General features: G+C 62.9%; 10 protein-coding genes. 6 read left to right on the top strand and 4 right to left on the bottom strand.

Annotation, left to right across the window (positions count from 1 at the left end; translation table 11 throughout):
- The first annotated feature begins 56 nt into the window (after positions 1 to 56).
- Complete coding sequence (locus ACX3P1_RS16675; protein ID WP_459080714.1) at positions 57 to 1,046, top strand: 2-hydroxyacid dehydrogenase; 990 nt, start codon at positions 57 to 59, stop codon at positions 1,044 to 1,046.
- A gap of 69 nt (positions 1,047 to 1,115) precedes the next feature.
- On the opposite strand, the gene ACX3P1_RS16670 is transcribed toward ACX3P1_RS16675, so the two are convergent.
- Positions 1,116 to 1,889: a gamma-glutamyl-gamma-aminobutyrate hydrolase family protein gene (locus ACX3P1_RS16670; protein ID WP_459080713.1), complete on the bottom strand. Its 774-nt coding sequence runs from the start codon at positions 1,887 to 1,889 to the stop codon at positions 1,116 to 1,118.
- Between the two features lie 220 nt (positions 1,890 to 2,109).
- Here ACX3P1_RS16670 and ACX3P1_RS16665 point away from each other — a divergent pair, with 220 nt between their 5' ends.
- Positions 2,110 to 3,219, top strand: coding sequence for a TRAP transporter substrate-binding protein (locus tag ACX3P1_RS16665; RefSeq protein WP_459080712.1), 1,110 nt, complete (start codon positions 2,110 to 2,112; stop codon positions 3,217 to 3,219).
- A 162-nt stretch (positions 3,220 to 3,381) separates the two neighbouring features.
- On the opposite strand, the gene ACX3P1_RS16660 is transcribed toward ACX3P1_RS16665, so the two are convergent.
- From ACX3P1_RS16660 to ACX3P1_RS16650, 3 genes are all read right to left on the bottom strand, one after another.
- Positions 3,382 to 5,127 carry a TRAP transporter large permease gene (locus ACX3P1_RS16660; protein WP_459080759.1) on the bottom strand — a complete coding sequence of 582 codons (1,746 nt, stop codon included), beginning with the start codon at positions 5,125 to 5,127 and terminating at the stop codon, positions 3,382 to 3,384.
- Positions 5,127 to 5,711 (bottom strand): TRAP transporter small permease subunit, encoded by a 585-nt coding sequence (locus ACX3P1_RS16655; RefSeq protein WP_459080758.1) that lies wholly within the window; start codon positions 5,709 to 5,711, stop codon positions 5,127 to 5,129. The genes ACX3P1_RS16660 and ACX3P1_RS16655 overlap by 1 nt, the downstream gene beginning before the upstream one ends.
- 233 nt (positions 5,712 to 5,944) lie before the next feature.
- Positions 5,945 to 6,850, bottom strand: coding sequence for a branched-chain amino acid ABC transporter permease (locus ACX3P1_RS16650; RefSeq protein ID WP_459080711.1), 906 nt, complete (start codon positions 6,848 to 6,850; stop codon positions 5,945 to 5,947).
- A gap of 93 nt (positions 6,851 to 6,943) precedes the next feature.
- On the opposite strand from ACX3P1_RS16650, the gene ACX3P1_RS16645 reads away from it, so the two are divergent.
- The 4 genes from ACX3P1_RS16645 to ACX3P1_RS16630 all read left to right on the top strand — a co-directional run bounded on the left by ACX3P1_RS16645 (position 6,944) and on the right by ACX3P1_RS16630 (position 14,115).
- Entirely contained in the window at positions 6,944 to 7,552 is a 609-nt protein-coding gene (locus ACX3P1_RS16645) for a CGNR zinc finger domain-containing protein (RefSeq protein WP_459080710.1), read from the top strand.
- Positions 7,545 to 8,075 carry a hypothetical protein gene (locus ACX3P1_RS16640; RefSeq protein ID WP_459080709.1) on the top strand — a complete coding sequence of 177 codons (531 nt, stop codon included), beginning with the start codon at positions 7,545 to 7,547 and terminating at the stop codon, positions 8,073 to 8,075. Before ACX3P1_RS16645 ends, ACX3P1_RS16640 begins: the two co-directional genes overlap by 8 nt.
- A 114-nt stretch (positions 8,076 to 8,189) precedes the next feature.
- Positions 8,190 to 11,663, top strand: coding sequence for an indolepyruvate ferredoxin oxidoreductase family protein (locus ACX3P1_RS16635; protein WP_459080708.1), 3,474 nt, complete (start codon positions 8,190 to 8,192; stop codon positions 11,661 to 11,663).
- A 139-nt stretch (positions 11,664 to 11,802) separates the two neighbouring features.
- Positions 11,803 to 14,115, top strand: a complete 2,313-nt coding sequence (locus tag ACX3P1_RS16630; RefSeq protein WP_459080707.1) for a putative bifunctional diguanylate cyclase/phosphodiesterase — start codon at positions 11,803 to 11,805, stop codon at positions 14,113 to 14,115.
- Positions 14,116 to 14,226 lie beyond the last annotated feature (111 nt).

The following is a 14,226-nucleotide window of genomic DNA, read 5'->3' as shown; positions in this document are numbered from 1 at the left end:
GGATTCCACTTTTCGGTCCGATGCTCTAAGCTCGACCTTCACCACAGGAAAACGCCATGGCCGCCGACCTTCGCTCGATACCAATCCTGGTGCCCGGAAAGTTGTATGAGCATGCCGTCTCGCGCATCGGCGAGGAATTTCACCTGGTTTCCATCGAGCGCATCGACCCAGTGCTGGTAACAGTCGAACTGCGCGATACGGTGCGCGGCATCGCGGCTTCGCCGGCCATCGACAAGGCATTCCTCGGCGCGGATTTCCTGAACGCGCTGCCCAATGTCGAGATCATCGCCAATTTCGGCGTCGGCTATGACGGCGTCGATGCCGCCTATGCCGGGCAGCACGGCATCATGGTCACCAATACGCCGGACGTGTTGACGGAAGAGGTGGCCGACACGGCGGTCGGCTTGCTGATCTCCACCATCCGCGAGTTTTCGCGCGCGGAAAGCTGGCTGCGCGCCGGAAACTGGGTGGCCAAGGGGAATTATCGCCTGTCGCCGCTCACCCTGCGCGGCCGGTCCATCGGCATCTTCGGTCTTGGCCGTATCGGGCTTGCCGTTGCACGCCGGTTGGAAGCGTTCGGCCTGAAGATTGCCTATCACAACCGGCGGCCGGTCGAGGGCGTCGCCTACGCCTATCATCCGACCCTGAAGGGTCTGGCCGCGGCGGTCGATACGCTGATCTGCATTGCGCCGGGCGGCGCCGCCACCGAAAATGCCATCAACGCCAAAGTTCTTTCAGCGCTGGGCAGCAATGGCGTGCTCGTCAATATCGGGCGTGGCTCGACCGTGGATGCCGACGCGCTCGCCGACGCGCTCACCAACGGCACCATCGCCGCCGCCGGATTGGACGTTTTCGCCGACGAGCCGAACGTGCCGCAAGCCTTGCTCGATGCGCCCAACACGGTGCTTTTGCCGCATATCGCTTCGGCATCGGTCCACACGCGCCGCGCCATGGCCGACCTTTGCGCCAACAACCTGGTTTCGTGGTTCCAGGATGGCAAGGCGCTGACGCCGGTGCCCGAAACGGTCAATGTGAAGGCGAAGTAGGGGGTTCCCAAGAGGGAGGATTACTGGGGCTGAATTACCCCCACCCGAAAGGAGCGGCCTCCCCAAATTCTACTCCGCTGCCGTCCGCGCGGCGGTTTTCGCGGTAGCATGCGCGCGCACGGCGTCGCCGAAGGCCTGAAAAATCCGGGCCGACGCGTCGTCCGACTTCACCCAGTATTCCGGGTGCCATTGGACGCCGACTGCGAAACTGCGTGAATTGCGGACCGAGACGGCTTCGACTGTACCGTCCTGCGCCACCGCCTCTATCTGCAGGTTCGGACCCAGCCGGTCGACGCCCTGGCGGTGAACCGAATTGACCAGGATGTCGCCCGCGCCGAATACGCCGGCCAGGCAGCTTCCCGGCTTGATCGAAACGCTCTGGCGGATCGCGAAGCGCTCGTCCTGTTTGTCGCTGACGGGCGCGCGGTGGTCGAGCGCGCCTTCGCGTTCCTGTATTTCGGTTCCGAGCGAGCCGCCGAGCGCGACGTTCAGTTCCTGAATGCCGCGGCAGATGGCCAGCAGCGGCACTCCGCGCTCAATAGCGCGGCGGATGAGCGGCAGCGTCGTGGCGTCGCGCGCCGGATCGTAAGGGCCGTTGGCCTCGCTGGCGTCGCCGCCATAAAGTGATGGATGAACGTTGGATTTGGAGCCGGTCAGCATCACGCCGTCGACGCGGGAAAGCAATTCGTCCAGGTCGAGCCGGTCGCCGAAGGAAGGCACCAGCACCGGAAACACGCCGGCAGCGGAAATCACCGCTTCCAGATATTGCTGCGGGGCGGCATGCCAGATGTAGTTCTCGAACTGTTTGACATCGGTCGAGACGGCGACGAGAGGCTGGGACATTCGGGTGGCTGTTCCTGTGGTCGGGTGTATTGCCTGATATCAAAATAGGCGATCCGCCGTCGTATTTCCATGGCAAGTTTTATCGCGTGCCAGGACGTGCATGCCGCGCGAAAGCCTCCGCTGGACACTGGTTCTTCGGCGTGTATTGTTTCGTCGCGCCTGCTCGCAAGACCAACGCTTCTGGAGGGGCGGCGTCACTATTGCCAACAGGGAGGAATTCATGGATCGTCGCTCATTCATTCGCAAGGCTGGCGTTACCGGCGCAGGGGCGGCTGCGGCCGTTGCAACGCTTGCCGCGCCGGCCATCGCCCAATCCAACCCCAAGGTAACGTGGCGGCTGACCTCGTCCTTCCCGAAGTCGCTGGATACCATCTATGGCGGCGCGGAAGTTTTCTCCAAGATGCTCAAGGAAGCCACCGACGGCAATTTCGAGGTTCAGGTCTTCGCTGCCGGCGAACTGGTTCCGGGCCTTCAGGCGGCCGACGCCGCCACGGCGGGCACCGTCGAGGCGTGCCATACGGTCGGCTATTACTATTGGGGCAAGGACCCGGTGTGGGCGCTTGGCTCGGCGGTGCCCTTCGCGCTCAACGCGCGCGGCATGAATGCCTGGCTCTACCATGGCGGCGGCAACGAACTGTACAACGAATTCCTGGCCACGCAGGGGTTGGTCGGCTTTCCGGGCGGCAACACCGGCACGCAGATGGGCGGCTGGTTCCGCAAGGAGATCAACACCGTCGGCGACCTGTCGGGGCTGAAGATGCGCATCGGCGGCTTTGCCGGCAAGGTGGTGGAAAGGCTTGGCGTCGTGCCGCAGCAACTCGCCGGCGGCGACATCTATCCGGCGCTGGAAAAAGGCACCATCGACGCAGCCGAATGGGTCGGTCCCTATGACGACGAAAAACTCGGCTTCCAGAAGGTCGCGCCCTATTACTACTACCCTGGCTGGTGGGAAGGCGGCCCGACCGTCCATCTGATGTTCAACAAGGCCAAGTTCGACGAATTGTCGCCCGTCTACAAGTCGCTGGTACAGACGGCGGCGCGCGCGACCGATGCCGACATGCTCCAGAAGTACGATTATCTCAATCCGGCGGCGGTGAAGTCGCTGGTGGCGAACGGTGCGCAGCTTCGTCCGTTCAGCCAGGAGATCATGTCGGCCTGTTTCGACAAGTCCAACGAGGTCTATGCCGAGATGATGGCGTCCAACCCGACCTTCAAGAAGATCTGGGAATCCATCACTGCCTTCCGCAAGGAGCATTATCTGTGGCAGCAGGTTGCCGAGTATAATTTCGACACCTTCATGATGGTCCAGCAGCGCGCCGGCAAGCTGTAAACGCCTGAGCCTGAAAGTCGAAAAAAGAGTCCCGGAGCGATGCTTCGGGGCTCTTTTTATTAGAGCATCGGACCGAAAAGTTGAACCCGATTTTCGGATTATTCCGATGCTTAATCAAGGTGTTAGAGCGTCCTTTGTGCGTCCAATTGGACGCACGGCGCTCTAGTTGAAGCTGGGCGGGGTCGACAGGTCCGGCGCGGCTGGGGCCGCAGGTGCGGGTGCCGGCGCGCCAAAGCTTGGCGGCTGCGACAGGTCGGGCGTCGATGGCGAGGGAGTGCCTATCGGTGCGCCGAGGCCCGGCATTTCCGGCAGTTTGAATTCGATCGTGCCTGGGTCCACCACCGGGCCTTTGTAATGCATGACCATCTGCGGGAAGGCGATGGTCAGGCCGATCATCAGCACCTGGATGAAGACGAACGGCACCGCCCCCCAATAGATCTGCCCGGTCGTCACCGGCTCGATGCGCTTGCCCGTTATGCGATCGAGATAGGGCACGCGCGCCGCAACCGAACGCAGGTAGAACAGCGCGAAGCCAAAGGGCGGGTGCATGAAGCTGGTCTGCATGTTGACGCCCAGAAGTACGCCGAACCAGATCAGGTCGATGCCGAGCTTTTCGGCGGCCGGGGCCAGCAGCGGCACGATGATGAAGGCCAGTTCGAAGAAGTCGAGGAAGAAGGCGAGGAAGAACACCAGTATATTGACGAAGATCAGGAAGCCGACCTCGCCGCCGGGCAACGACACCAGCAGGTGCTCCACCCACAAATGGCCATTGACGCCGTAGAAGGTCAGCGAAAACACCCGCGCGCCGATCAGGATGAACAGCACGAAGGCTGACAGCCGTGTCGTCGAGGTCAGCGCCTGCCGGATGACGTCGATGGTCAGCCGCCGTTTCGCCGCCGCCATGGCGAGCGCGCCGACCGCCCCCATTGCGCCGCCTTCGGTCGGTGTGGCGATGCCGAGGAAGATCGTGCCCAACACCAGGAAGATCAGCGCTAGCGGCGGGATCAGCACGATGACGACCTGCTGCGCCAGCCGCGACATCATGTTGAAGTTGAACGCCTTGTCGGCCAGCGCGACGCAATAGATGAAAATGATGCCTACCGTTGCGCCCAGAATGTCGGCATTCTCGCCCTGGGTCGGTGCCAGATAGCGATAGGCCGCATAGGCCACCGCGACGGTGGCCACGAGCGCCGCGATCAGCGACAGCACGCCATGGCCGAGCGTTCGCGCCTCGGGGGGCAGCGCCGGCACCATTTTGGGCCGCACGATCGAGACGATCAGAACGTAGCTCATATAGAGGCCGGTCAGCACGAGGCCGGGGATCAGCGCTCCGGCATACATGTCGCCGACCGAGCGGCCCAACTGGTCCGCCAAAACGATGAGAACGAGCGATGGCGGGATGATCTGCGCCAGTGTGCCGGACGCTGCGATGACGCCGGTGGCGAGCCGCCGGTCATAGCCGTAGCGCAGCATGATCGGCAGCGAGATCAGCCCCATGGCGATGACGGAGGCGGCAACCACGCCCGTGGTGGCGGCAAGCAGCGCGCCGACGATGACGACCGCATAGGCGAGCCCGCCGCGGATCGGCCCGAACAATTGCCCGATCGTATCGAGCAGATCTTCGGCCATGCCGGAGCGTTCGAGCACGATGCCCATGAAGGTGAAGAACGGGATCGCCAGCAGCGTCTCGTTGGCCATGACGCCGCCATAGAAGCGGTCGGGCAGGGCATGCAGCAGCGGCCAGGCGAGATTGATCGAGCCGTTGGAATAGGGCGCGAGTTCCACGCCGATGAAAAAGAAAAGCAGCCCGTTGGCTGCAAGCGAGAAGGCGACCGGATAACCGACCAACATGAAGACAATCAGCGAGCAGAACATAATCGGCGCCATGTTCTGGGCGATGAATTCCATCATGTGCGCACCTCGCCGGCCAGCGCCTTGGCTTCGAGTTCCGCCTGCTCGTGGGCCGAAATGAACGGGTTCGGGTCATCCATGTGGCCGCGCAGGATGGCGATCTTCTTGATGATTTCCGAAACGCCCTGCATGGCAAGCAGGAAAAACCCGGCCAGCAGCATTGCCTTTGCCGGCCAGATGATCAGGCCGCCGGAATTGGTCGACATTTCGCCGCTGCGGATCGAGCGGAGTGTGTAGGGGCCAAGATAGACCACCATCAACACCGCGAAGGGCATCAGGAAGAAGACGTGGCCGAACAGGTCGATCCAGTGCTGCACGCGGCGCGAAAACATGCCGTAGACGATGTCGATGCGGATGTGCTCGTTCTGCTTTAGCGTATAGGCGGCGGCAAGCAGGAAGGCCGCGCCGAACAGATACCATTGCAGTTCGAGCCAGGCATTCGACGACATGTCGAAAACCTTGCGGATGACGGCGTTGCCGGCGCTGACCAGGATCGAAACCAGGATCAGCAGCGACACCGCCTTGCCAATGAATTCGTTGATGCGGTCGATGCCGCGCGAGACGGAAAGAAGCACGGACATCTGCCGGTCCAGCACGATGCCCGCCAGCACGAACAGGACGATTGCCAGCAAAACGAGAAGGGCCGGCGACAAATAGATGGCGATGAAAAATCCCACCGGCGTTCCTCCCTGTCTGCGGACGCCGCCGGGGGTAACCCCTGTTTTCGACGCCATAAACGGTATGCCGGGTAGCCCGCCCGGTCAATATCCTGGGAACCAGCCTTGGGATTCCAGGAAGCGGCCTGGGGAAGAACCTAAACCGCCTTGACGCGGTCGCGCGTTGCGCCGACCAGCACCAGCATGGCGACCAGAAGGCCGTACATCCAGGCGTCGCGCCATTCGATGGAAAAGTAGCCGGCCCAAAGCGATTCGCAGATGCCGAAGGCGGCAGCACCCAGCGCTGCCTTCACGGGCGACAGGAAGCCGCCGACTGCCGTTGCGAACAGGATTTTCAACCCATAGACCAGTCCGTCGCCGAAGCCGACATTGCCGTAGTAGAGTCCGGCCATGACGCCCGCCATGGCGGCGCAAAGCGCGCCCGCCAGAACCGCCCCGCGAAAGACAGCGAGCGTATCGACGCCGCAAAAGGCGGCGGTCAGCGGATCGTCGGACACAGCGCGCCATTTGCGGCCGAAACTCGATTTCGCCAGCACCCATCCAGCCAGCACCACCGTGATCGTGACGACGGCGCAGTCGACAAGCTGGATGACCGTCAGCGTGGCCTTGAAAGCGCCGTCATGGGCAAACACGACCGGCTGCGACAACAGCGGCGGAAGCCAAAAATCATGCGTGTCCGCCGCGATGCGCGCCAGTTCCATCAGCACCACCAGGACGCCCAGCGTGGCGGCGACGATGGTGTTGGGCGACCGATCCGCCAGCGGCTCAAACACCCGGCGCGACAAAATGCGGGCAAGCAGGCCCGCATGGAGGAAAGCGGCGGCGACCCCGAGCGCCAGCGTGACCGGCAATGTCAGCCAAAGCATGTCATAGCCATAGACGGCCGTCAGGATCATCGCCTGTCCGCAAAAGGCGAAGATCGCGCCATAGGCGAGGTTGATGCGGTGCAGGACGCCGTTGGTCAGCGCATAGCCGAAGGCCAGCAAGGCGTAGAGCGCGCCGGAGTGCAGCCCGTTCAAAACCTGCTGAAAGAAATAGAGCATGCGCCTGGCCATTGCGGAAATGCGGGGGTTCCATTCAATGCTGCGCCGTCAATTCTAACTTGTCAAACTCGATTTACCAGTTAGAATTGACGCATGACGGTTTCGTGGATCCCCCATCGCTTCGCCGGCGGCGTTCTCGCGCTCGACACGGCCAACACCGTCGTGCTGCGGGGCGATCCGCAAAAGACCTTCGACCGCTTCGACGACCCGGCCGAGATTGCGCGCTTTGCAGAAGTGGCAAGCACTATTCGCACCTCCGAGCTTGGCGGCAGGCGGCTGGCAGCGCCACGGCCGCAGGAAATCGCGCCGGTGGTGGTGGCGATCCGAGAGGCGACCGACGCCCTGTTTAGGAATGCCGTGCACGAAGGCGCGCTCGATACCGGCGCGTTGCCGCCGCTGCTCGAAGCTTGCGCCAGGGGGCTGGTGGGAACGGCGGAAAAGATCGGCGGGTCCAAAAAACCGTTCGGCGAGCCGGCAACGCCGATCGCCTTCGAGGCAGCCCTTGCCGTCTCGGCTCTGTCGCTGCTTGCGCCGGGTGCTGCCGAGCGGCTGAAGATTTGCCCCAATTGCGGATGGCTGTTCCTAGACCGGAGCCGCAACGCAAGCCGTCTCTGGTGCGACATGGCGGTTTGCGGAAATCGGCGCAAGGCCAGCCGCCATTACAAGCGCCGCATCGCGCAAAGGGAGGTCGATAATGTCTAGAAAATACGCAAATTCGCTCGCTCTGGCTGTAGGCGTGGTTGCCGCACTTACGCTTGGCGCCTGCCGCGATACCGGCAAGGAGGCGCTTTTCCAGGTGACCGGACGGCTGGTGGTCTTCAACTACCGCGAAGCCATGCTCACCTATTTGGTCACGCTCAAGCCGCTGAAGCCGATCGAGGCGGGCCAGACGGCGGTGACGACCATGGACAATCCGGCGGGTGGCGCGCCCTTGGTGTTCAGCCAGAAACTGTTTGTCGGCCATACCAAGGTGACGATTGAAAGCCCGTCGCTGGAATGCGTGGTCAAGGACCATCCCTACAAGGTCTCCATCCGCATCAACGGGGCCGACGGCACCGTGCTTCAGGACATCGAAACCACCATGGTATCGGCCCAGGACGAGGCCATGCTGCCGGACCGCAAGCTTGTCGTCGGCCCCGGCTACGATCCCAATCCCGAACTCAAGGGCCACCCGGACGGCAAGCTTCCCGGTGGCCGTGGCGTTGCCTGTCCTGCCTCGACCTGATCGTCGCAGCGCGCTTTGTCGCCTCGATTTTGTTTGACCTGTCCGGTAAGGGGATGAAGACTGGCTTCGACGTTGACCGTGACTCGAAGTCCGGTCTTCGCAGGAAGTTGCCCGATGACGCTGCACGATGTCGCGCTCGACGACAAGTTCGACCTTGCCAGGGAGCACGTCTTTCTTTCCGGCGCGCAGGCGCTTGTGCGCATGCTGCTCATGCAGCGCGAGCGCGACCGGCGCGCGGGGCTGAACACGGCCGGCTTCGTTTCCGGCTATCGCGGCTCGCCGCTCGGTGGGCTGGATCTGCAGCTGTGGAAAGCCAAGGCCCAGCTCGCCGCCTCCGATATCGTCTTCGAACCCGGCCTCAATGAAGAACTTGCCGCCACCGCCTGCTGGGGCTCGCAGCAGGCCGAGTTGATGGGCGAAGGCAAGTATGACGGCGTGTTTTCGGTCTGGTACGGCAAGGGGCCGGGCGTCGACCGCTCCGGCGACGTGTTTCGCCACGCAAATCTCGCCGGGTCGTCCAAACATGGCGGCGCGCTGGCCCTGATGGGCGACGACCATATGGCGGAATCGTCCACCAACGCGCACGCAACCGAATTCGCCTTTGTCGACGCGATGATCCCGATCCTCAATCCGGCCGGCGTTCAGGAAATGATCGATTACGGGCTCTACGGCTTTGCGCTGTCGCGCTTCGCCGGCACCTGGGGGGCGATCAAATGCGTCAAGGACAATGTCGAATCCACCGCCAGCGTCGACGCCTCGCTCGAACGCCTGAACATCGTCCTGCCCGAATTCGACATGCCGCCGGGTGGCCTCAACATCCGCAACGAGATTAATTTCCTCGGCCAGGAAGAGCGCCTGCATGAATACAAGCGCGACGCAGCCAGCGCCTTCATCCGCGCCAACGGGTTGAACCGGCTGATCTATTCGGGCGGGCGCAATCCGAAGATCGGCATCATTACCGTCGGCAAGAGCTACCTCGATGTGCGGCAGGCGCTGGAGGATATCGGCATCGACGAGGCGGAGGCCAACCGCCTCGGCATCTCCCTGTTCAAGGTCGGCTGTCCGTGGCCGCTCGATTTCCAGCACATAGCCGATTTTGCGCGCGGCCTCGACACCATCGTCGTGGTCGAGGAAAAGCGCTCGCTGATCGAGGTTCAACTGCGCGAAAACCTCTACGGCACCGCCATCCAGCCCACCATCGTCGGCAAGAAGGACGAGCGCGGCGACTGGCTTTTCCCGGCCAAGGGCGCGCTCGACCCCAACGATATCGCCATCGCGCTTGGCGAGCGCATCCTGAAGACCATCGGCCATTCCGAAGAAATCGCCGCGCGGGTGGCGAACCTGAAGCAGTTCCAGGCGATGCTGGCGGAAACGGTCGATGTCGGTTCGCGCACGCCCTTTTTCTGCTCGGGCTGCCCGCATAATTCATCGACCAAGGTGCCGGAAGGCTCGATCGCCGGCGCGGGCATCGGCTGTCATTTCATGGCTCTGTGGATGGATCGTTCGACGGTCGGCTTCACCCAGATGGGCGGGGAGGGCGCGCAATGGGTCGGCCAGGCGCCGTTCTCGACCCGCGACCATATTTTCCAGAATCTGGGCGACGGCACCTACAACCATTCCGGGGCGCTCGCCATCCGCTTCGCGGTGTCGGCCGGCGCCAACATCACCTACAAGATCCTCTACAACGACGCCGTCGCCATGACTGGCGGGCAACCGCATGAGGGCGGGCTGACCGTCGACATGATCGCGCGGCAGGTGCGCGCCGAAGGGATCGAGCGGATCGCCATCGTCACCGACGAGCCGGAAAAATATGCCGGCCGTGTCGAATTTCCGGCCCGGTCCACCATCCATCACCGCGAGGAACTCGATAGCGTGCAGCGTGAACTGCGCGGCGTGAAGGGCGTGTCGGTGCTGCTCTACGACCAGACCTGCGCCGCCGAAAAGCGCCGCCGCCGCAAGCGCGGCACTTATCCCGACCCCGACAAGCGCATCTTCATCAACGAACTGGTCTGCGAAGGCTGCGGCGATTGCGGCGTGAAATCCAACTGCGTCTCGATCCAGCCGGTCGAGACTGAATTCGGCCGCAAGCGGCGCATCGACCAGTCGTCCTGCAACAAGGATTTTTCCTGCGTTGACGGGTTCTGCCCGTCCTTCGTCACCGTGCATGGCGCGAAGATCAGGAAGGCCGACGGCATCGCCGGCAAGGCCGATCCGCTGGACGGCGTGCCGGAACCGGCAAGGTTTGCGCTCGGGCGTGACGGCTGGGCGGGCATCATAGATGGCGTCGGCGGCACCGGCGTCGTCACGGTGGGCGCGATCATCGGCATGGCGGCGCACCTAGAAGGCAAGGGCTGCGGCATGATCGACATGGCCGGCCTGGCCCAGAAGGGCGGTTCGGTGTTCACCCATGTGCGCGTGGCGAACACGCCAGACGACATCCACGCCATCCGCGTTTCGGCCGGCAAGGCCGATCTCGTTCTGGGCTGCGACCTCGTCGTGTCCGGCGCGAAGAAAGTGCTGGCGGCGGTGCGTGAAAACCACACGATCTTCCTGGCCAACACCGCCGAGATCATGCCCGGAGAATTTACCCGCTCGGCCGATTTCTCGCTGCCGACCGAACGCCTGAAGAAAGCGATCCGCACGGCTGCCGGCGAGGACAAGGCGCATTTCTTCGACGCCACGCATACGGCGACCACTTTGTTCGGAAATTCGCTTGGGGCGAACATGTTCATGCTCGGCTTTGCCTATCAGCATGGCGGCCTGCCGCTGTCGGCGGAGGCGGTCGAGAAGGCCATCGAACTCAACGGGCAGGCGGTCGCCATGAATATCTCGGCCTTCCGCTGGGGCCGCCGCGCCGCGCACCAGCCGGAATTCGTCGAAAATCTGGTCGAGGGACCCGGCATGGCCACCGCGCCGGCACCGATCGCCGAGACGCTGGACGCCATCATCGCGCGCCGTGTCGCCTTCCTCACCGCCTACCAGAATGCGGCTTACGCCAAGCGCTATGCGGAGCGGATCGCGACGCTGCGCGCGGCCGAAGCCACCCTCGGCTCGACAACCGTCACCGAAATGGCCGCCAAGAACCTGTTCAAGCTGATGGCGATCAAGGACGAGTACGAGGTCGCGCGCCTCTACACCGACGGGTCCTTCGCCCGCGAACTGGCGAAGCAGTTTCAGGGCTATGACAGCATCGAATTCCACCTCGCGCCACCGATCCTGGGGCGCAAGGGCGCCGACGGCATGCCGAAGAAATCCAGTTTCGGCCCGTGGATGATGAAGGCGTTTCGGGTTCTGGCGGCGTTGAAAGGCTTGCGCGGCACCGTCTTCGACGTCTTCGGCTATCACTCCGAGCGCCGGCTGGAACGGGCGGTTCTGGCGCAATATGAGGCGGACCTTGCCCTCATTGGCCGCCGGCTTGCGCCACCTTCCATCGAAGCGGCGGCGGCGCTGACCTCGGTGCCGTTGCTCATTCGCGGCTTCGGCCATGTCAGGCGAGCCTCCATCGAAAAGGCAGCGGCAGAGCGCGCGCGGCTGACCGAACGGCTGGAAGCCGCCTCGGCAGCGACGGAACTTCAGGCGGCCGAATAAATATACCCGTTGTTCACGCTATGGCGGTTTGCCCCGCTCTCCTTGCCGGTTGCAACGCTTGCCGGGCGGGACCGCGCGGAGCTCTAAGTCTTTCTTAAGGCGGATGTGCCAGTTCTAGGCTCCCGGAGTGGGAACTGACGTGGCAGTATCGCGAAAAAAAGAACTTCCTGACGACGTCTATATCCCGTTCGTGGAAACCCTTTTTCGCGACGGGTTTACGCTCGCCATTGGAATTTCCGCTCAGGTTGCGCTGATCACGCTGGTTTGGATAAAGACCGGCAATCCGGCCTATCTGGCGGTTGTGCTCTGCCTGATGGTCGTGGGCGTGGTGCGCGTGCTGGACATGCGCAATTTCGCCTCGTTGCCGCCCTTGGCGACGCGCGCCGAAGCGCGCAGGCGCGAAAACGTCTACATCGTCTATGGCGGCATGCACGGTATCGTCCTGGGCTTGTTCTGCCTTGTCGCCATCATTTCGGCCGAGGACAGTTTCTCCGAAACCGCGGCCGTTTGCATAGCCTTGGCGACGGCGGCGGGCATTGCCGGGCGCAATTACGGCTCCCCGCGCATGGTCATCATCCTGATCGTCACGCTGACATGCCCTATGGCGCTCGCCTTCATTCTGCGCGGTGATTTCTACCACGTCACGCTTGGGCTTTTGTCCGCCACCTTCCTGCTCAGCATCCATCGCTATGCCGACATCGTCCGCGACGTGCTGTTTACCGCCATTTCGGCCGAAAAGCGCGCCAACCGGATCGCCGAGCGCTTCAATCGGGCGCTGAACACCATGCCGCACGGGCTGATCATGCTCGATCCCGACGGCTGCGTCGTGGTGGCCAATGCGGAAGCCGCGCACCTGTTGTCGCTGAAAACGCCCGATGCGCTGTTGGGCCGTTCGGTCCATTCGCTGCTCAAGCGTGGCATCGCCGGCAAGATGCTGACGCCGAAGGACAGCCGGTATGTCGAGGCGCAACTGACGCGTGCGCTTCGCGAGGGCAGGGACCGCAAGGTCGTCGTCGGTTTCGGCAACGGCCAGCACTATGAATTCTCGGCGCGCGAGGGCAGCCAGGAACTCGGCGTCATCACATTCGAGGATGTGACCGCGCGCGTCGAAGCAGAGGAAAAAATCCGCTTCATGGCCCGCTACGACAGCCTTACCGGCCTGTCCAACCGCGCCTTCTTCCACGAGGCCGTCAGCGAAAGCATGGCGGCGGGCGACCAGAGCCGCCAGGTCGGCCTCGCAGCCTTCGACCTCGATGATTTCAAGAGCGTCAACGACACGCTCGGCCATCCCATCGGCGACGGCTTGATCTACGCCGTGGCGGAACGGCTGGCCACCTTCTCCGCTCCCGGTGTTTTTGTCAGCCGGTTTGGCGGCGACGAATTCATGATCTTTTTCGACCGCATCGAAAATGCCAGCCACATGACGGCATTGATGCAGGACATCTTCGCCACGCTTCAGGGCGAGATCGACGTCGCGGGGCATCTGCTGCGCATCCAGGCCAGCGCCGGCGTGGTTTTGTCGTCCGTGGCCAACACCAGCGTGGGCGAGATGATCGTCAAGGCGGACCTCGCACTTTACCAGGCCAAGGAACTCGGCAAGAACGGCTGGCGGATGTTCGAGGCGTCGATGGATGCGGCCTTCCGCGACAAGCAGGCGATGAAGGCGGATTTGCGCAGCGCCGTCGAAGCCAAGGGGCTGCGCGTCGTCTACCAGCCGATCGTTTCCATGGCCACGATGCGCATAGTCAGTTGCGAGGCGCTGTGCCGCTGGGACCACCCGGACCTCGGCCCCGTCTCGCCCGCCGTCTTCATTCCGCTGGCCGAAGAGATGGGCATCGTTTCCGATATCAGCACATTCATGCTTCACGCGGCTTGCGCGGAATGCGTCGGCTGGCCGGAGCAGATCAGCGTTTCGGTCAACCTTTCCGCCAAGGACTTCCGCAACCGCGATGTGATCCAGAAAATTCACGACGCGCTTGGCGTGTCGGGCCTGGCGCCGCACCGGCTGGAAGTCGAGGTTACCGAGACGGCCATTCTGGACGACAAGGTGGCTACGAGCGGCCTGATTACCGAGATCAAGGCGCTTGGCGTGAAGATCGCCCTCGACGATTTCGGCACCGGCTATTCCAGCCTGAGCTACCTGCACAAGCTGCCGCTCGACAAGATCAAGATCGACCGAAGCTTCCTGATGGACGTTACCCGCAACCCGCGCTCGCTCCAACTGCTCAAGGGTATCGTGGACATGTCGCGTCCGCTCGGCCTTTCCGTCACTATCGAGGGCGTCGAAACCTTCGAGCAGCTCGAGATTCTCAGCCGGGACATCCGCCCCGACCTGCTTCAGGGCTTCCTGTTCGGGTCGCCGCTCAGCGCTCTGGGCATTGATACGATGTCGAGCACGGTCTGGCCGTTCGCCGAAGAGATGAAAGCTGCAAAGCGTAGCGGCCGTTCTTGAGAGACCGCGCTGCCGATTGCCGAGCGATTATTAAGGTTAATATTCGGTAAACGGCGTCTCTTTCATTTAAATCTTTACATGCGCGCCTCGCTGCCTACCCTTTCATTGCGG

The sequence above is a fragment of the Mesorhizobium sp. A623 genome (assembly GCF_054489405.1).
Note: the sequence above shows the minus strand (reverse complement) of the source record. Positions and strands in the feature narration are given on the sequence as shown.